Below are 18,643 nucleotides of genomic sequence, written 5' to 3'. Positions count from 1 at the left end.
TATGAAAAAATCGAAATCGCCTTATTTTTTTATCGCGCCAGCCGTTGCTTTATTACTTATTTTTTCGATCATACCGATTTTTATTGCGGTAACGATTAGTTTTACCGATATGAGTTTAGCTGGCTTAGCTGATTTTTCTCGAATCAATTTTGTTGGTTTGGAAAACTATTTAAACATATTTAATGATAAAGTCTTTGGTCAGGCAATGTTTAATACGGCTTACTACGTCATAATTGGCGTGCCGCTTGTTATTCTTTCTTCTTTAGCTTTAGCCATTATGATCAATTTCGGAGAAAATAAATTTTTCTCGTTTATGCGTCTAGTATTTTATAGCCCTTCGATCACAAATACAGTAGCTGTATCCGTTGTCTGGATGTATTTATATAATCCTACGATCGGGTTATTGAATCATTTATTATCATACTTAAATATTGGCCCAATTATGTGGCTGACGGATCCCAGTACATCGAAATTATCTTTGATTATCATTGCAGTTTGGAAGGCAATCGGATTGAACATGCTCATTTTCTTAGCGGCAATTCAAGGTATTCCAAAAGAATATTATGAAGCAGCTGAAATGGACGGAGCCAATAAGTGGCAACAAATCTTAAAAATCACGATTCCATTACTAAAGTTTTCAATTTTCTTTGTGACGGTCACAACATTGATTGGCTGGTTCCAATTCTTCGATGAACCGTTTGTTATGACGAAAGGTGGTCCGTTAGATAGCACATTATCTGTTGCGTTATTTATCTATCAAAGAGGCTTCCAATACAATAAATTTGGTTATGCAGCAGCAGGATCAGTCATCTTATTTATTGCAATCATTATTGTGACGAGTATTCAAATGAAAATTCAAACAAAACAAAAAGAAAATGAAGGGTAAAAGGAGAGAACGAGATGAATTCACATAAAAATGCGCAAATGAGTTTTAAGCTTTTTATCGGTATCCTCTTAGGTGTTCTAGGTATTATGACCTTTTTTCCTTTTCTGTGGATGATTTTTTCTTCTTTTAAGACAAACGCGGAAATCAATCAAATCGTTCCTAGTCTATTTCCAAAAGAGGCAACATTTGACAACTTCAAAGAGCTGTTTTTTAGATTGAATTTTGGGACCTACCTAAAAAACACCTTGATCATTACAGCCTGTTCGTTTGTCGGATTGTTACTGAATGCAATGGCTGGTTACGGTTTTGCTAAATTTGATTTTAAAGGGAAAAACGGATTATTTCTCATGGTTTTAGCCACGATGATGATTCCTGGACAAGTCACCATGATTCCTGTGTATTTATTATTAAATTCTGTCGGTTTGACGAATACCTTGATTGGGATCGTTTTGCCTGGTTTGGCAGGCGCCTTTGGGATCTTTTTATTCAGGCAATTTATGAATACTATCTCCAATGAAATGCTTGAAGCAGCTCGGTTAGATGGTGCTAGTGAATGGTATATCTTTTTTAAGATTATTTTACCAGTTAGTCGTCCAATCTTAGCCGTTCAAGGTATCTTGACTTTTATCGGCGGTTGGAATTCATTCTTATGGCCATTGATCATTGCTAACGATGAAAAATATTACACGTTATCTGTTGGATTGCAACTACTCCAAGGACAGCATGGTAATAATTATGCTTTACAAATGGCAGGAGCGACCTTTATGGTCATTCCGATTTTGATTGTTTTTTCAATTTTTCAAAAGTACATTTTACAAGGATTTAATGTTTCTGGAATTAAATAAGCGAACAGAATACTTGCCCAAAATAAAAAGAAAAAGGTGAATGGACAATGGAACAAAAACAACTGATTGAGTTGCTGAAGCAAATGACGGTAGATGAAAAAGTGGGTCAGTTATTACAATTGGCAGCTGAATTTTATTCTGAAAAAGCAGAAGAAAAAACGGGTCCGATGACAGATCTTGGTTTAACGCATGAAGATATCAATAATGCAGGAACAACTCTAGGTATTTCTGGAGCCAAAGAAGCGATCCGTGTACAAAAAGCCTATATGGAAAATAATCGTCTGGGCATTCCAACAATTTTAATGGCGGATATTATCCACGGGTTTCGGACAATTTTTCCAATACCGCTTGGATTAGGAAGCTCATGGGATCTTGAAGCGGCTAAAAAAGTTGCAGAGGTTTCAGCGAAAGAAGCTGCAGTCTCCGGTTTACATGTGACGTTTTCACCGATGGTTGATTTGGTTCGTGATCCTCGCTGGGGGCGTGTAATGGAGTCAACTGGGGAAGATTCTTTTTTGAATAGTCGCTTTGCTGAGGTATTCGTTAAAGGCTATCAAGGGGAGGATTTAAAAAATGACTTTTTCCGGGTAGCGGCTTGTGTTAAACATTTTGCAGCTTATGGTGCTGCAATCGGTGGTCGTGATTATAACACGGTCAATATGTCTGAAAGACAATTACGAGATAGCTATTTACCTGGGTATAAAGCCGCGCTTGATGCCGGGGCAAAATTAGTGATGACTTCATTTAATACAGTTGATGGTGTTCCAGCTACAGGAAATAAGTGGTTGTTTCGGGATGTCTTGAGAAAAGAATTTGGTTTTGATGGGGTAGTGATTTCCGATTGGGGAGCCGTAGTTGAATTAATTCCTCATGGTGTTGCACAAGATAAAAAACAAGCAGCTGAATTAGCGATCAAAGCAGGTGTTGACATTGAAATGATGACAACATGTTATACAGAAAATTTAAAAGCCTTGATTGAAGAGAAACGTATTGATGAAGCAATTCTTGACGAAGCAGTTTTACGAATTTTAGCGTTGAAAAATGATTTAGGCTTATTTGAGAATCCGCATAGAGGGGCTGATATTGCATTAGAAAAAGAAGTTGTTTTATCAAAAGAACATCGGGAAATTGCCAGAGATGTTGCAAAAAAATCGATCGTATTATTAAAAAATGAAGCGATGTTACCATTATCAAAACAAGAAAAAGTTGCAATTGTAGGACCAGCCGCTGATTCTCATGACGTTATTGGTGTTTGGTCTTGGCAAGGAAAAAAAGAAGAAGCTGTTTCATTAGCGCAGGGTGTTAGTGAACTTGCGGCAGAATATGTAATCGGAACGGAGGCTTTTGATTACTTTAAACCAACTCAAGCTGCAATTGATGAAGCAATTGCTTTAGCAAAAAAAGCAGATAAGGTAATCTTGGCTCTTGGAGAAGAAGAATGGATGAGTGGAGAGGCCTCAAGTCGTAGCGATATTCGATTACCGCAAGCTCAGCTCGATTTATTCAAAGCAATTCAAGCCGTGAACGATCAGATCATCGTAACCCTTTATAATGGCCGACCATTAGATCTACAAAGTATCGACTCAGCCAAAGCCATTGTTGAAGCTTGGTTTCCTGGAACAGAAGGTGGTGCAGCACTGGCAGATATTTTGTATGGCGAATACAATCCGAGTGCCCGTTTAAGTATGTCATTTCCAGAAACAGTGGGACAAGTCCCTGTTTATTATAATTATGATAATACAGGTAGACCATATAAACCTGGTGATGAAAAATATGTCTCAAAATATCTAGATGTATCAAATTTTGCTAAATATCCTTTTGGATTTGGATTGAGTTATAGTCAGTTTGTTTACATGGACCTCAAGCTAAGTAAGAATGAAATGAAACTAGATGAAACGATCACAGCTTCGGTTACGATAGAAAACCAATCCGAACGAACTGGGCAAGAAACCGTCCAATTATATATTCGTGATCAAGTCGGCGAAGTTGTTCGTCCGGTAAAAGAACTAAAAGGCTTTGAAAAAGTAACCATAAAAGCACATGAGAAAAAGACTGTCCAATTTACAATCAGTGAAGAATTATTACGCTATGTTCATAGTGACCAAGCATTCACTAGTGATGCTGGTACATTTGATGTCATGATTGGCGCAAATAGCAGAGATGTCCAAACAACCACATTCAAATTACTAAAATAGATAGGAAGAGTGAGATGACAGATCAAAAACGAACGATTGAAAATGGCGGGACAACCTTCTCGTTTTTAGAAACAGGGGATTTATACGAAATTTTAAATGGAACGATTATGATCAATCAGCTCCATGGTAATCGACTTGATGGTAGCTGTAACCAACTCTACTTAAGAGTGTATACTCAAAATGGTATTCAAACAGCACCAATGATCGGTTCAAACGCAAAAAGTACCTTTTATATCGACGAAAAACAAGCTACTTGGCAAGGAGAGTTTTTAGGGATAGCGTATCAAGTAGAGTTTCAAATTGCAAAATCTGGTAATTGGTTTTGGCAGGTGAGCTTAACTGGTTCTAGTCAAAAAGCAGATGTTATTTACGGACAAGATATTGGGAACGCCACAAAAGGGGCTGTTCGATCGAATGAAGCGTATATGTCACAATACGTGGATCATCATGTTTCAAAAGAAGCAGGTACGATTACGATCTCTTCTCGCCAAAATCAACCGCAAGACGGTAATTTTCCAGTGATTGAACAAGGAAGTCTTAATTCGTTAGTAGCATTTTCAACAGATGGGTATCAATTTTTTGATCGTGACTATAAAGAGACGAATCAAGCAAAAGCCTTAAAACAAGATTTTTTGGCAAATGAAGTGTATCAATACGAGTTTGCTTATGTTGCTTTACAGACAGAAATTTATGATATAAAACGTGAGGCAACGACAATCGTTTTTTATGGCGCTCCAATTAAGAATCAACGGACAGTAATTGAACAACCGCTTGTTTCGAAAGCTGCTATAAAAAAAGAGTATGGTTCCTTGAATAGTCAAAACAATGCAGGACAAGGGAAAAATAGTGTAAAAACATTAGGGAAACCAATCATCGGAGCAACAATAACGGAACAAGAACTGCATGAGTTATTTCCTAAACAAGAGCAAATTGAAATGATCGATGGAAAAATTGCCTCTTTCTTTACGAAAGATTATCATCACGTTGTGTTAAAAGAAAAAGAAGTCGCAATGGAACGAGCACATGGTCATATTTTATTAAGCGGCACAGAATTAGATGTGGAGCATCCCGAATTAAGCACAACGGTTTACATGTATGGTTTATTCAATTCACAAATTGTTTTAGGGAATACATCAATGAATAAATTGATGAGCAATAGTCGCAACTCATTAAATATTATGAAGCAATCAGGACAAAGAATCTACCTCAAATCAGGGAAACAGTGGCGTATATTAACGATGCCATCCGCTTTTGAGATAGGATTAAATTCTGCTACGTGGTATTATAAATTAGAGAATGATATACTTATTGTGAGAACGTTCACGTTATGTGGTACAAAAGAAATCCGTACGGAAGTAACCAGCCAAAATGGGTTACACTACACCTTTGCGGTAACGAATCAATTGGTGATGAATGCAGATGAAGAGGAACCGACAGTCAACATAACAAAAGTGGATGAACGGCTCAAAGTGACTGCAACAACAGATTCAGTCATCCACGAAGAATACCCAGATCTAACCTATTATTTTTCACTGGATAAACCTTTTGAGTTGACTGATGAGCGTCTTTTTCTATCAGGTGATTCTGAAAAAGTTTTGACCATCTTTGTCATAGAAGCGCAAGCAGCGTTTTCGATGCAGATCCAAGCGAATCTGACAGCAGCGCCATTTCAAGTTATAAAGACTACTTATGCTAAGGAAAATGAGCAATTCTTAGGGTTTATAAATGGCTTGTTGAATCATTTTAAACTAACGCATGCCACTGAAGCGGTCGAATCAATGAATATTTTAGCTCGTTGGTATACACATAATATGTTAGTGCATTATCTTTCTCCTCATGGCTTAGAGCAATACGGAGGGGCGGCTTGGGGAACCAGAGATGTCTCTCAAGGACCAACAGAATTTTTCTTAGCTGTCAATAAACCAGAGATTGTGGGTTCAATTATAAAAAATGTCTATGCCAATCAATTTAATGATGACGGAAATTGGCCTCAGTGGTTTATGTTTGATCGTTATGAAAAACAAAAAGCCGATGAAAGCCATGGTGATGTAATTGTTTGGCCGATGAAAATCGTAGCGGATTATTTAGCTAAAACCAAAAATTTTGACATTCTAGAAGAAAAAATACCATACACTGATCGAAAAACATTCCTAAAGACGGATGAGACAGTTTCCTTGTTTGATCATGTGAAAAGGGAAATTAACTATATTGAAGCCAACTTTTTAGAAGGAACCTATCTTTCTTGTTATAGCGATGGGGATTGGGATGACACCTTACAACCATACAATAATAAATTAAAAAAATATATGGCAAGTAGTTGGACCGTGGCTTTAACGTATCAGGTAATTAAAAAATTAGCCCATTTGTTGATAGAAGTCGATAGTGCCTATGGAAAACATTTAGAAGAACTGGCTGTAAACATAAAAAAAGATTTTGAAAAGTATCTTTTATCGACTGAAACTATTCCAGGTTTTGTTTATATGGAAGATCCAGATCATGTAGAATTGATGATTCATCCAACGGATAAAAAAACAGGGATCCAATATCGTTTACTGCCAATGACCCGTAGTATGATCGCAGAAATAGTAACTGCAGAACAAGCCGAAAAGCATGTTGCAATCATTAAAGAACATTTACAGTTTCCCGACGGTGTTCGTCTAATGAACCGACCAGCTACTTACCAAGGTGGGGTGAGCACTAACTTCAAACGGGCTGAACAATCAGCGAATTTTGGGCGGGAAATCGGGTTACAATATGTTCACGCTCATATTCGCTTTACCGAAGCCATGGCAAAACTTGGAAAAGGGGATGAAACATGGCAAGCATTGACAATTATTAACCCTATTCAGCTAAAAGATCATGTGAAAAATGCGGAAATTCGCCAAGCAAATGTCTACTTTAGTAGCTCTGATGGTGATTTTAAAACGAGATACGATGCTCAAGCCCATTTTGATCAACTAAAAACGGGGCGTGTAGGTGTCAAAGGTGGTTGGCGTATTTACTCTAGTGGTCCGGGAATCTATATAAATCAATTGTTGAGTAATGTATTAGGCATTCGAGAAGAGCCGCAACAGGTGATTTTTGATCCGATTTTGCCAAAAGTATTAGATGGACTAGAAATGATTTATCGATTGGCTGATAAAGATGTACGGATTATTTTTCATTTGGCTAGTCAAAAATCAGCGGTAGTAGCAAATGGTCAAGAGCTCACTATAGAACGAGAACAAAATCCTTACCGTCAAGGCGGTTATGTTGTGTCCCTTGCAGAGCTTGCGGCTCGTTTAGATGAGAAAGAAAATCAAATAGATATTTTTTGTTAGGAGATGAGCATTCATGGTAGGAATTAAAGAAATTGCAAAAAAAGCAGGGGTGTCGATTTCAACTGTTTCTTATGCATTAAATGGCAGTCCAAAAGTTACTGAAGCAACTCGAGCAAGAATCCAAGCGATTGCAGATGAATTGGACTATGTTCCTAACATGGCTGCACGAACATTAAAAAGACAACAAACGAATATAATTGGTGTGTATCTTGCTGATTATGGCGGTAGTTTTTATGGTGAACTGTTAGATGGTATCAAAAAAGGCTTAGAAGCTCAAAATTTTGAAATGATCGTTTGTAGCGGAAATAAATCACATTTATTTATTCCTGAACGAATGATTGATGGCGCGATTGTTTTAGATTGGACTTTTAAGAATAAGGAAATTGAGCAATATGCGGATCGAGGTCATTTTTTAGTGATTTTAGATCGGTTGATTACGCATGAAAATGTGCGTAAGGTGCTACTTGACAACCGAGGCGGTGCGACTTTAGCGATTGAAAAAGCAGTTGCTTGTCAAACAGAAAAATTATACTTGATCTCTGGTCCAGAAAAGAGCTATGATGGTCAAGAACGTTTGAGTGCTAGTATCAAAGAACTAGAACGGTTTACTATTGATCATGAGATCATTAAAGGTGATTTTACCGAACCTTCAGGCTACCAAGCAGCGAAAGAAATCATGGCGAAAGAACCAACTTTTCCACTTGATATTTTCGCATTGAATGATGAAATGGCGATTGGTGTTTATAAATATTTTAAAGAAACCCCATATGAAATTGGTAAGGATATCCGCTTGATTGGGTTTGATAATATTGATATCAGCGCTTTTATCCAACCGAGATTAGCGACCATATCGTATTCTAAACACCGTTGGGGCATGTTAGCAGCAGAAAAAATCATTCAGTTGATTACAGGAGAAGCAACAGAGGATGACCATATCTATACTAGTTTTATCGATGGTTCTTCATTTCCTAAAAGAGGTCAATAAAAAACGATATTTTTATAGAGAGAGAACGAATCTAGGAAAACTATTGATTCGTATTTAGGGTGTGAAACAAAAGTGATGTTTACTTTTGTCTCACACCTTTTTTTTATTCATTATTTTTAAACAGTTGTGAAATTAAGTGTTTTAGTTTAAACTATTATGGTAGAGGTGATAAGGATGATTTCAAACCGAGATGGCTTAGCAGAAAAAGTTTATATGCTAGGGATTTTACAACAAAAATACGTTGTCGCAAGCTTAAAAGTACTTCAGTTAAATAGTTTACAAGCCCGTAGCCTTAGCTATATATCCATTCATCCTGGGACGATTCAACGGGAACTAGCAGATTATCTTGGTAAAAAACAAGCAACGGTTACTAATATTTTAAAAGGGTTGGAAGAGCGAAAACTAGTTTATCGTGAAATCCCAAGAAGTAATGAGCGACAGAAAAATCTCTTTCTTACAGCGGAAGGTGAGCAGTTAGTGAGGCAAGTAAATATTATTTTTGAACAGTTGGATCAGAAAGTTCGTAATGGGTTAACTGAACTAGAACAAGAGCAACTAGAGGTCAACCTAGCTAAGGCTAAACAGAATTTTGACTAGTATTAGTAACTATTTTTTTTAAATTACATTAAAGGGGCTTGTTCAAAGATTCCCTTGAGATTCAGGGTGAAAAAGGGCAAAGTACATTGGGTACGTATCGTATCTAGTCTTTAAAAGATGGAGGTTTTTTTATGATAACAGAGAAGAAATTCGCTGACGGTGAAAATATTTGGATCAATATTAATTCAGATCAGGTAGCAACAGATTCTGATTTATATAAACAATATGAGATTGACACTGAAATTATTTCGTATGCCCTAGATAAAAATGAACGGGCTCGTATTGAATATGATAGCGAATTAGAAACCTTTATTTTAATTTATAATGTTCCCAGGAAAGGGAAGAGTAACAATCATTACGAAGCGATCCCAATGACCTTTTTGATCAAAGATAAACGGATGTTGACCATAACCAACAGTGAAAATATGTATATTATTCAGTATATGGAGATGTATCTAGAAAAAAATACAGACGTATCGATTTTTAATTTCCTTTTTTCTAGCTTATTTATTATTACAGATAAATTTTTCCCTGTAATCGAAGCAATGGATCGAGAGCGAAATCATATCAATACTATGCTGAAAGAGAAAACGACTAAAACAAATTTACTGGCTTTATCAGATGTTGAAACAGGAGTTGCGTACTTTATGTCCGCGACAAAGCAAAATGCCGTTTTATTGGATCAAATAAAAACGAATGTGATTTTTCAAAACCTAAATGATATTGAAAAGGAACAATTGGAAGATACACAGATTGAAGCGAGACAGTTAGTTGAAATGGCTCAGTTAACTTCCCAAGTTCTGCAGCAATTATCAGGTACTTATAATAATATTTTGAATAACAATCTAAATGATACGATGAAAATTTTGACGATTCTCTCTATTTTATTAACGATACCAACAATCGTCACTGGTTTTTTCGGGATGAATATGCCATTGCCTTTAGAACATAATATTTTAGGCTGGGTGATTGCGATCGGGATTAGTTTGATTGGTTGGTTTGGCTTGTCCTTTATTTTACGACTTATTTTAAAATAACATGACATAACTGTATATTCCTACTTAGGAGCTGAAATAAAAGTGATTTTTACTTTTGTTTCAGCTCCTTTAACATATAGTTCTAAATAAAAAAATAACCTTCTAAATACTCACTTCCACATTAATGTGGAAGCAGAAGATAATTTACTATCGGACAAATTATTCGTATACTTCAATTATGGAAAGCGCTTTCCGGAGGTGTGGCAAATGAACAAACTGACAAAAAGAGAAAATGAGTTGATTCGCTTACTCTTGTTTCAACAGGAGTATCAAGCAACAAGTTTTTTCAGTAAGGAATTATCAGTATCGAATAAGACGATTTATAATGACTTACAAAATATTGAAGAGTATCTTGCAGAAAATGACTTGACGGTCAATCGAGTTCCAAGAAAAGGGCTATATTTATTAGGGTCTAGAGCGGCAAAAGAACGGCTCAAAGGATATCTGTTACAAGAAAGTATCATTATTTTGGAAGATGAAGTATTTTCACCAGCGTATCGACAATTGATTATGCTATCTGAGATCCTACTTTTTGATGAAAGAATAACCTATGATGTGTATGCAAAACGATTTTTAGTTAGTAAACAATCAATCAAAAAAGACATGGACGAGGTTTTAGACTATTTAAATAAAAGTGGACTAAATAAATTAGAAAATCGTAGCGTACCTAGGTTTGAAGAGGAAACGCGCATTCAAAAAGTCTATAAAAAGTATTTGGTTCGTTATAGCAAGAAATACCACCCGCAAGCAGAGAGAAGGCAAAATGATCGTTTTCCATTTTTCTCAGAAATTTTTGAGCCAACAATTATTCAAAATGTATTCGGTTTCATTGAAAAAATAATGCTGCATACAGGGAAAACTCTGAATGATTACTTTGTTTATTCGTTAAAGTTATCCTTAGTGATCTTTTTGACTCGACTTAAAGCGGGACATCATGTAGAAGAGCAAAATGAATTTGTTTTTAAAGACTTGCAGAAAATGCAGCTTTATATGGTTGCGCTAAATTTTTCTGAAGAAATGAATCAAGAAATGAACTGCATTTTTTATAAACCAGATATTCAATATTTATGTTCATTATTATTAGCACACGGTGTTGTTCCTGGGATGATCGACCTGCCTGTCGATGAAAAGATTCACCAAATGACCAGTGCACTGATCAAAGAGATGGCCCATTTACTTGATGTAAAAGTGGATAAAGATGAACAGTTATTTCATTCGTTGCTTGCTCACATTATGCCAATGATTCATAGATTGAAAAATGATATCTATGTGCGAAACCCACTTAAAGAAAATATCAAAAAGCAGTATACAACGATGTTTACACTCACACAATACGCATCAGCTGTCTTTGAAAAATATGACAATTTATTCTTAAACGAAGATGAAGTTTCTTTTTTAACGATTCATTTTCAAATTGCCTTTGAGAAAATTCAGTTAACTAAACATGTATTGATTGTTTGTGGTAATGGTTTAGCGACATCAGAATTGATTTTTAATCGGATCAAACAGAACTTACCTGCAAGCGTTATTGTAGAAATTGCTTCAGAAAAGCAATTAATGGGTAATCCGATTGATGATGTTGATTTGATCATAGCAGCGGTTCCACTCGAGTTGTCAGGAATCCCGATTCTTCATGTTTCAGCTTTACCTACAGCTGAAGAGGTTTCAATGATCGCAAGCTATTTATCCACAATTAACGAGAATGAAAAAACATTTACGTATTCAAAAGAAATAAAAACGGTTTCTTTAGGACGATTTATTGACCGGAATTTAATCTTCTTACATCAGGAGTTTGAGAAAAAAGATGAAATTTTAACCTTTTTAATTGAGCAATACCAAGATTTAGGATTAGTGAATGATGGGTTTGAAGAAGCTATTTTACAAAGAGAAGCGCTTGGTAATACTAGTATTGTCAGTGGTGTAGCAATTCCTCATGGAGCACCAGAGACGGTTAAAGAAACACGACTAGCTTTTATGACGACTAAAAAAGCTGTTGATTGGGGCGTAAATCAGGTTCGGTTGATTGTCATGATTGCTATTGCTGAAAAAGATATGACGATCGCTAAAGACTTAGTTTCTGTTTTATATGACATGATCGATTCTAAAGAGAGAGTTGAAAAAATTATCGACAGTAAAGAGACCGAAGAATTAATGAGTTGTTTGAGCAGGAGGGAATGTTGAAGATGTATTTTGATAGTGAAATTGCTGAATTTCAGGTGGAAGTAAAAGATAGAAATGACGCTCTGCGACGTTTGACAGAGCAATTAGGAGCTAAACAGTTTATTACAAATGATTTTCTTGAACATATTATTGAAAGAGAAGAAAAATTTCCGACGGGTCTGCCTGTTCACACAATCGGTGTTGCCATACCCCACACAGATAGTGAGTATGTAAAAAAATCCCAAATTGCCTTTATGTCTTTAAAAGAACCAGTTACTTTTTTTGAAATGGGCACCAATGACAAGCCAGTCAACGTTCATATGATTTTTATGTTGGCTTTAAAAGAACCTCATGAACAATTAGAAATGTTGCAAAAGTTAATTAGTATGATCCAAGAACAAGCAATCATGGAGCGCTTATATCAGTGTCAAACGAAAGCAGAATTTATTCAGATAATTCATCATGTTGGCTTAGCCTAAGAAATGGGGGAAATGATATGTTAGATGCATTACAGTGGTTTGTTGATTTAGGAGCAATTGTTGTTTTACCGATTTTGATTTTTGTTTTTGGAATGATTCTTGGTACAAAACCGAGTAAAGCATTCACGTCTGCTTTAACGGTTGGGGTTGGTTTTGTTGGATTGAATCTGGTGATTGATTTATTGAGTACAAGCTTAGGTCCGGCAGCTCAAGCCATGGTGGAACGTTTTGGCTTAAATTTAACTACGATCGATGTTGGTTGGCCAGCCGCTGCCGCAATTTCATACGGAACAGTTTTAGGAAGTTTAGCGATTCCTATTGGGGTTTTATTAAACGTAGTGCTGATTATTTTAGGGTTGACGAAAACATTGAATGTGGACATATGGAATTTTTGGCATGGGGCATTTATTGCTTCGTTAATCTACGCATTAACAGGAAATTTTGCAATGGGCATTGCCGCAACGGTTGTTTATATGATGATGATTTTGTTATTTGGGGATATTTTAGGACCAATCGTTAAGAAGTTCTATGGTTTTCCTAACATAACGTTTCCTCATGGTACGGCCGCTCCTGGTTTTATCTTCGCAATACCGATGAATTGGTTATTTGATCGTATTCCTGGGATTAAAAATTGGAAAGCTGATCCTGAAACAATTCAAAAGCGTTTTGGTATTTTTGGAGACTCAACTGTAATGGGCTTTTTGATTGGTTTGGTGATTGGGCTTTTTGCAGGATATGATGTTGCTGGAGTAGGACAACTAGCTGTAAAAACAGGTGCAGTAATGGTCTTGATGCCGAAAATGGTCGCATTGTTGATGGAAGGCTTAACGCCAATTTCAGAAGCCGCCAATGAGTTTGTAAAAAAACGCTTTCCAGGAAGAGAATTGTACATTGGGATGGATGCGGCTTTATCAGTAGGACATCCAGCTGTTTTATCTTCTTCTTTGCTATTAGTTCCAATTACGATTTTACTTGCAGTAATTTTACCAGGAAACACAACCTTGCCATTTGGTGATTTAGCAACGATCCCTTTCTTAGTTTGTTTGATGGCAGCTGTTTTTGCCGGAAATATTGTCCGGACGGTTATTGCAGGTTCAATTTATATCGTCAGCATTTTGTATATCACTTCGTGGGTCGCACCACTGGTAACGATGTCTGCTAAAGCCGCTAACTTTGATTTACAGGGGAATTCTAGTATTACAGCACTTGCTGAAGGCGGTTTATGGACGACCTGGCTGTACATTGGCTTAACAAAAATATTAAGTTGGGGTGGTTTAGCTATCATTGGCGGAGTCGTTTTAGTAGGAATGATCTATGTCAATAAAATTTTACCAAAAAGACAAGTAGCACAAAATAAATAAACTGAAAGGAAGTAATCAGAATGAAAAAAATGTTGATCATGTGTGGCACAGGAGTTGCAACATCGACAATCGTAACAAATAAAGTCAAAGAATGGTTAAAAACCAAAGGATATGAAAACGAGGTTAAACTCTATCAGTCAAAAGTAGCGGATGAAATGAACCGTATCGATGATTATGACATTATCGTCAGTACAACAGTAGTACCAGATAAAATCAAAGACAAAATCATCATGGGGTTACCCTTGCTGACTGGAATGGGCACAGAAGAAATGTATCAAGAAATCGAAGCTAAAATCAAGGAATAGGAGGAATTGCTTTGTTAGTTACATCAAAAGAACTATTTACTAAAGCACAACAAGAGGGATTTGCTATCCCAGCGGCAAATTTTTTCGACTTAGATTCTGCTCGATCTTATGTATCAGTGGCTGAGCGGATGAATAAGCCGTTGATCTTAGCGTTTGCACAAGCGCACATGGAGATGATGTCACTTGAAGAAGCAGCGTTGATTGGCCATTATTTAGCTGAAAAAGCAACAGTGCCAGTAGTATTGCATTTGGATCATGGGCAAGATGAAAAAGTAATCAAACAAGCAATCGACCTAGGATTCACCTCTGTCATGATTGATGCGTCTCTTGATCCTTTTGCTGAAAACGTCCGACGCTCTAAAGCAATTGCAGAGTATGCTCATGCAAGAGGCGTAGTGGTTGAAGCTGAAATTGGTTTTGTAGGTTCTGGTGTCAATTATGAGAACCATGATCATAGCGATTCAATTTATACAGAAGTTGCTGATGCTGTAAGCTTTGTTGGACAGACGCAAGTTGATTCTTTAGCCGTTTCGATCGGTACCGCACATGGTTTTTATAAAGGGGTACCGAAAATCAGTTTTGAACGATTAGCAGAACTTCAAAAAGCAGTGACAACACCACTTGTTTTACACGGCGGTTCTTCTTCAGGAGACGATAATTTACATCGGTGTGCTACTGAGGGAATCAGTAAAATCAATATCTTTACTGATTTTATCACTGCTGCAATGAAGGCAATCGAACAAGAAAAGCCGGAAGACTATTTTCAATTGAAAATCATGGCAAATCGAGCTGTAGAAGAAACATTAGCGCATTACTATACCATTTTTTCGACTAAATAAAAGAGGTGATTATTTTGATTAAAAGAGCTATACGCGCACCATTTTTCTGTGTAAATCCTAAAGCTTATTTATATGGAGATGCCGCCTTAAAATTAGCAGAAAAAGCGGATGAACTTGCTGAGAAGTATGATCTAGATATTTTTTTCACTGTTCAGCATGTTGATGCTTATCGGATCGCTAAGGCAACAAAACACTTGATTATCACTGTTCAACACATGGACGGATTAACAGTAGGGCCGGGTATGGGCTATATTTTACCAGAAGGTCTCGTTGCGGCGGGCGTTCAGGCAACGTTTTTAAATCATGCAGAACATCCAGTTGGTGTCAATCAATTAGTAGCGATCATGAAACGTGCTGAGGAACAAGGGATACTCGTCATTGCTTGTGCAGATTCAATTGCAGAAGCACAAGCAATCGCCATGCTCAAACCAGATGTGATGGTCTGTGAACCAACAGAATTGATCGGTACAGGTACAGTCAGTGACCTTTCTTACATGAAACAAACCAATCAAGCAGTGAAATCTGTCTCTCCAAGTACCTTTGTTCTTCAAGCTGCTGGAATCAGTACTGTTTCTGATGTACGGCAAGCGATTGAATCCGGAGCAGATGGAACAGGTGGGACTAGCGGTATTGTTTGTGCGGCAGAGCCACTAGAAACACTACAAAAGATGATTGAAGAAGTTGTCGCTGTCAGAGCAGAGTCAAAGGAGTTATAATTGATGAAAACATATAAGAAGGATCTTGTTTTAACATCTAACGGACAACGTGTAAGCTATCACAATATCACCGAATCCGTAAGACAAGCAGTGAAAGAAAGTAATATTAGGAATGGGTTATGCGTTGTTCAGTCACCACATACGACTTGTTCTGTGATTTTTGAAGAATTTGTCCATGATTTAGATTTTAATGGAGATGAATTTTTACAAGTCGATCTGAATCGAATTTTGGATCACATCGTTCCTAGAGAATTATCTGAAGAAACGAATTATCGCTATCCTGGACCTAAGCATCTTGAATTTTTGATGGGATTGGATGATCCAAATTATCCCTGTGATCCAGGGACTATACTAAATGGCGATGCTCATATTCGTGCTTCACTATTTGGAGCGAGTGAAACATTTATCATTAGTGAAACAACACTTCAAATAGGATCAGTTGGCTATATCTATTTTATTGATTTTGATCAGAATCGTAAGCGTAATAGGAAGTGTCAGTTGATGATTATCGGGGAATAAAATATAAAAGAAAAAAGGCTCACTAACGATTTTAGTCAAATACTAAATCATTAGTGCCTTTTTTTTGTAGAATGGACATTCTTTAAGGCAACAAGAAAGAAGGGTAAATAGAGAAAAAACAAATTGGCTCGCTGCCAAAGTCCGCGATAAGGAATATGAAACTGATTTATAATAGGGATTTTAGGCGCAGCATATAGAAACATAAAACAAGCTGAGAGTATCAAAATAAAAATGAGTTTCCGAACGAATAAATGGCTGCTTTCTAAAGCATAAAGTCTAATTAAAAAAAATGTAGCCATCAGTAGTGCAATAAATCCAGCACCAGATAAATAATCATGAATTAACGCTTCAATGTCTATTTGAGCGGCGTTTGTTGTGCGATCAAATAGCACTGTTACAAGGCAATCTCCGATGGAAAAGATAGCAAGGCTAATACTCAACCATATTGTTAGTGTTTGGGAAGTACTTTTGAACCGTTCATAGAAGCTTGGAATTACTAAGAGAAATAGACAACCATCAATTAGCTGCCAAACTTTAAAAGCTAATTTTACTGGGCTACCATCTTCTCCAAAATCACTGATTAATAGGGTAACTTGGTTATAGTTAGGATAGAAATGGGCAAAAATAAATGGAAAAGTAACTTCACTGATGATTACTAAGATCATAATACTAAAACCATATCTTTTTAAAAATTGCATGAGTAAACCTTCTTTATATAGAATCGTCTATGTTCCTTTAATTGTACTACAGACTGATCATTTTAAGAAAAAAAAAGAGTTAATATCAATTAAAGAACCTGACTTCATATCTGGAGAAATAAGAATCATTCAACCTCTTGCAGTTCAGCAACTTTTCGTGGATAATAAGGAACTGAGTTTAAAAAGTAAAAAACGGAAGTTTAGTTAAAATTATTTTGGGTAATAATCTAAACTAGAAGAATGGGGAAACAATGACTAAAATAAATTTCAACAACTATCCATTGAGTGAAGTAATCGTAAACGCACTCTCATATCTAGGCTATGAATGGCCTACGCCTGTCCAGCAAGCTGTAATTCCAGCGGTTTTGGATGGTAAAGATGTCTTAGTTCAGTCTCAAACTGGTAGTGGGAAAACAGCTAGTTTTGGCATTCCGCTTTGTGAAAAAGTCGATTGGGCAGAAAATAAGCCTCAAGTCTTGGTCTTAGAACCAACTAGAGAGTTAGCTCAGCAAGTACAAGAAGACTTGATCAATATTGGGCGTTACAAGCGTATCAAAGCAACAGCAGTATATGGAAAAGCTTCTTACGTGAAGCAAAAATCAGAATTAAAACAGAAAAGTCATATTGTTGTAGGGACACCTGGACGAGTGCTTGATCACATCTTAAAGGGAAGTCTTCCCCTTGAGAAAATCAATTGTTTAGTGATCGATGAAGCAGATGAGATGCTGAATATGGGGTTTATCGACCAAGTAAAAGAAATCATCAATGCACTACCAGCTGCTAAAAATACCTTATTATTTTCTGCAACGATGCCGAAAACAATTGAACGAATGAGCAGCTCCTACTTACAGGAACCTGTTGTAGTAAAAATTGCTGCTACAGAGAAAACAACCCCTAAAATTCAGCATGCTTTTTTAGATGTAACGGAAGACCAAAAATTAGCAGCTCTAGAAGCTGTCACCATAGTTGAAAATCCAGATACCTGTATCATCTTTGCTAACACGCAAGAAAAAGTTAACGATACCTATGACTTTTTAGTTAGAGCAGGCTATCCAGTCGGAAAATTACATGGCGGGATGATGCAAGAAGACCGTTTTGACGTGATGGATGCTTTTAGAAAAGCTAAATTTCGTTACCTTGTAGCAACAGACGTGGCAGCCCGTGGGATCGACATTGAAAATATTACGCACGTCATTAATCTAGATATTCCATTTGAAAAAGAAAGTTATATCCACCGTGTCGGACGCACAGGTCGTGCAGGAAAAGAAGGTTTTGCGTTGACATTTGTAACACCAAAGGAAGAACCGTTAAAAAGAGAGATTGAATCGTTTGGGGAATTAGCTATGACTCGAATCACCTTACCAAATGCCAAGCAAGTTGCAAGAAGTAAGACAGCCTTCGATACGAAAATAACGACAAAACAAAAACCAAAACACCAAAAAGCCAAACGAGTGAATGAAGAAATCACAAAAGTCTATTTCAATGGTGGCAAGAAAAAGAAACTAAGAGCGCTTGATTTTGTAGGGACTATTTCAAAAATTGAAGGAATCACATCAGAAGATATTGGCATCATTACAATCCAAGAAAATGTGACCTATGTGGATATTTTGAATGGGAAAGGTCAACTTGTGATCCAAGCGATGAAAGAACGAACAATTAAAGGAAAACAATTAAAAGTACACGTGGCAAGAAAAAAATAAA

16 protein-coding genes are annotated in these 18,643 nt (G+C 36.6%); 15 read left to right on the top strand and 1 reads right to left on the bottom strand.

Going from position 1 to position 18,643, the window contains the following annotated elements; all coding sequences use genetic code 11:
- Nucleotide 1 precedes the first annotated feature (1 nt).
- The 14 genes from A5819_RS15240 to A5819_RS15175 all read left to right on the top strand — a co-directional run bounded on the left by A5819_RS15240 (nucleotide 2) and on the right by A5819_RS15175 (nucleotide 16,244).
- A complete protein-coding gene (locus A5819_RS15240; RefSeq protein WP_086279588.1) occupies nucleotides 2-886 on the top strand; it encodes a carbohydrate ABC transporter permease in 885 nt (294 codons plus the stop codon).
- Between the two features lie 14 nt (nucleotides 887-900).
- On the top strand, nucleotides 901-1,731 hold the full coding sequence (locus tag A5819_RS15235; RefSeq protein WP_139843306.1) for a carbohydrate ABC transporter permease: 831 nt from the start codon (nucleotides 901-903) through the stop codon (nucleotides 1,729-1,731).
- Between the two features lie 47 nt (nucleotides 1,732-1,778).
- A complete protein-coding gene (locus tag A5819_RS15230; protein ID WP_086279587.1) occupies nucleotides 1,779-3,926 on the top strand; it encodes a glycoside hydrolase family 3 N-terminal domain-containing protein in 2,148 nt (715 codons plus the stop codon).
- A gap of 14 nt (nucleotides 3,927-3,940) precedes the next feature.
- Entirely contained in the window at nucleotides 3,941-7,246 is a 3,306-nt protein-coding gene (locus A5819_RS15225; RefSeq protein ID WP_086279586.1) for a cellobiose phosphorylase, read from the top strand.
- A gap of 13 nt (nucleotides 7,247-7,259) precedes the next feature.
- Nucleotides 7,260-8,231, top strand: a complete 972-nt coding sequence (locus A5819_RS15220) for a LacI family DNA-binding transcriptional regulator (protein ID WP_086279585.1) — start codon at nucleotides 7,260-7,262, stop codon at nucleotides 8,229-8,231.
- A gap of 174 nt (nucleotides 8,232-8,405) precedes the next feature.
- A complete protein-coding gene (locus tag A5819_RS15215; RefSeq protein WP_086279584.1) occupies nucleotides 8,406-8,828 on the top strand; it encodes a MarR family winged helix-turn-helix transcriptional regulator in 423 nt (140 codons plus the stop codon).
- Between the two features lie 131 nt (nucleotides 8,829-8,959).
- Nucleotides 8,960-9,865, top strand: a complete 906-nt coding sequence (locus A5819_RS15210) for a magnesium transporter CorA family protein (RefSeq protein ID WP_086279583.1) — start codon at nucleotides 8,960-8,962, stop codon at nucleotides 9,863-9,865.
- 207 nt (nucleotides 9,866-10,072) lie between these two features.
- Nucleotides 10,073-12,046, top strand: coding sequence for a transcription antiterminator (locus A5819_RS15205; RefSeq protein WP_086279582.1), 1,974 nt, complete (start codon nucleotides 10,073-10,075; stop codon nucleotides 12,044-12,046).
- Nucleotides 12,047-12,048: 2 nt separating this feature from the next.
- Nucleotides 12,049-12,504: a PTS sugar transporter subunit IIA gene (locus A5819_RS15200; protein WP_086279581.1), complete on the top strand. Its 456-nt coding sequence runs from the start codon at nucleotides 12,049-12,051 to the stop codon at nucleotides 12,502-12,504.
- A 17-nt stretch (nucleotides 12,505-12,521) separates the two neighbouring features.
- Nucleotides 12,522-13,865 carry a PTS galactitol transporter subunit IIC gene (locus A5819_RS15195; RefSeq protein WP_086279580.1) on the top strand — a complete coding sequence of 448 codons (1,344 nt, stop codon included), beginning with the start codon at nucleotides 12,522-12,524 and terminating at the stop codon, nucleotides 13,863-13,865.
- Between the two features lie 20 nt (nucleotides 13,866-13,885).
- Nucleotides 13,886-14,170 carry a PTS sugar transporter subunit IIB gene (locus A5819_RS15190; protein WP_086279579.1) on the top strand — a complete coding sequence of 95 codons (285 nt, stop codon included), beginning with the start codon at nucleotides 13,886-13,888 and terminating at the stop codon, nucleotides 14,168-14,170.
- An 11-nt stretch (nucleotides 14,171-14,181) separates the two neighbouring features.
- Nucleotides 14,182-15,009, top strand: a complete 828-nt coding sequence (locus A5819_RS15185) for a class II fructose-bisphosphate aldolase (protein ID WP_086279578.1) — start codon at nucleotides 14,182-14,184, stop codon at nucleotides 15,007-15,009.
- 14 nt (nucleotides 15,010-15,023) lie between these two features.
- Entirely contained in the window at nucleotides 15,024-15,725 is a 702-nt protein-coding gene (locus A5819_RS15180) for a triose-phosphate isomerase (protein ID WP_086279577.1), read from the top strand.
- 3 nt (nucleotides 15,726-15,728) lie between these two features.
- Nucleotides 15,729-16,244, top strand: a complete 516-nt coding sequence (locus tag A5819_RS15175; RefSeq protein ID WP_086279576.1) for a YjbQ family protein — start codon at nucleotides 15,729-15,731, stop codon at nucleotides 16,242-16,244.
- A 50-nt stretch (nucleotides 16,245-16,294) separates the two neighbouring features.
- Here the strand turns inward: A5819_RS15175 and A5819_RS15170 are convergent, their stop codons facing one another.
- Entirely contained in the window at nucleotides 16,295-16,942 is a 648-nt protein-coding gene (locus tag A5819_RS15170) for a DUF998 domain-containing protein (protein ID WP_086279575.1), read from the bottom strand.
- 251 nt (nucleotides 16,943-17,193) lie between these two features.
- Between A5819_RS15170 and A5819_RS15160 the strand changes: the two genes are divergently transcribed.
- A complete protein-coding gene (locus tag A5819_RS15160) occupies nucleotides 17,194-18,642 on the top strand; it encodes a DEAD/DEAH box helicase (protein ID WP_086279573.1) in 1,449 nt (482 codons plus the stop codon).
- Nucleotide 18,643 lies beyond the last annotated feature (1 nt).

This window comes from Enterococcus sp. 7E2_DIV0204 (genome assembly GCF_002140855.1).
In the GTDB taxonomy this organism is placed as follows: Bacteria; Bacillota; Bacilli; order Lactobacillales; family Enterococcaceae; genus Enterococcus_L; species Enterococcus_L lemimoniae.
This window is presented reverse-complemented; position numbering and strand designations above follow the sequence as displayed.

What these genes read in the sequence shown, in the direction of transcription:
- A5819_RS15240 (WP_086279588.1), top strand. Translation starts at nt 2, where the DNA reads ATGAAAAAATCGAAATCGCCTTATTTTTTTATCGCGCCAGCCGTTGCT.
- A5819_RS15235 (WP_139843306.1), top strand. Translation starts at nt 901, where the DNA reads ATGAATTCACATAAAAATGCGCAAATGAGTTTTAAGCTTTTTATCGGT.
- A5819_RS15230 (WP_086279587.1), top strand. Translation starts at nt 1,779, where the DNA reads ATGGAACAAAAACAACTGATTGAGTTGCTGAAGCAAATGACGGTAGAT.
- A5819_RS15225 (WP_086279586.1), top strand. Translation starts at nt 3,941, where the DNA reads ATGACAGATCAAAAACGAACGATTGAAAATGGCGGGACAACCTTCTCG.
- A5819_RS15220 (WP_086279585.1), top strand. Translation starts at nt 7,260, where the DNA reads ATGGTAGGAATTAAAGAAATTGCAAAAAAAGCAGGGGTGTCGATTTCA.
- A5819_RS15215 (WP_086279584.1), top strand. Translation starts at nt 8,406, where the DNA reads ATGATTTCAAACCGAGATGGCTTAGCAGAAAAAGTTTATATGCTAGGG.
- A5819_RS15210 (WP_086279583.1), top strand. Translation starts at nt 8,960, where the DNA reads ATGATAACAGAGAAGAAATTCGCTGACGGTGAAAATATTTGGATCAAT.
- A5819_RS15205 (WP_086279582.1), top strand. Translation starts at nt 10,073, where the DNA reads ATGAACAAACTGACAAAAAGAGAAAATGAGTTGATTCGCTTACTCTTG.
- A5819_RS15200 (WP_086279581.1), top strand. Translation starts at nt 12,049, where the DNA reads ATGTATTTTGATAGTGAAATTGCTGAATTTCAGGTGGAAGTAAAAGAT.
- A5819_RS15195 (WP_086279580.1), top strand. Translation starts at nt 12,522, where the DNA reads ATGTTAGATGCATTACAGTGGTTTGTTGATTTAGGAGCAATTGTTGTT.
- A5819_RS15190 (WP_086279579.1), top strand. Translation starts at nt 13,886, where the DNA reads ATGAAAAAAATGTTGATCATGTGTGGCACAGGAGTTGCAACATCGACA.
- A5819_RS15175 (WP_086279576.1), top strand. Translation starts at nt 15,729, where the DNA reads ATGAAAACATATAAGAAGGATCTTGTTTTAACATCTAACGGACAACGT.
- A5819_RS15170 (WP_086279575.1), bottom strand. Translation starts at nt 16,942, where the DNA reads ATGCAATTTTTAAAAAGATATGGTTTTAGTATTATGATCTTAGTAATC.
- A5819_RS15160 (WP_086279573.1), top strand. Translation starts at nt 17,194, where the DNA reads ATGACTAAAATAAATTTCAACAACTATCCATTGAGTGAAGTAATCGTA.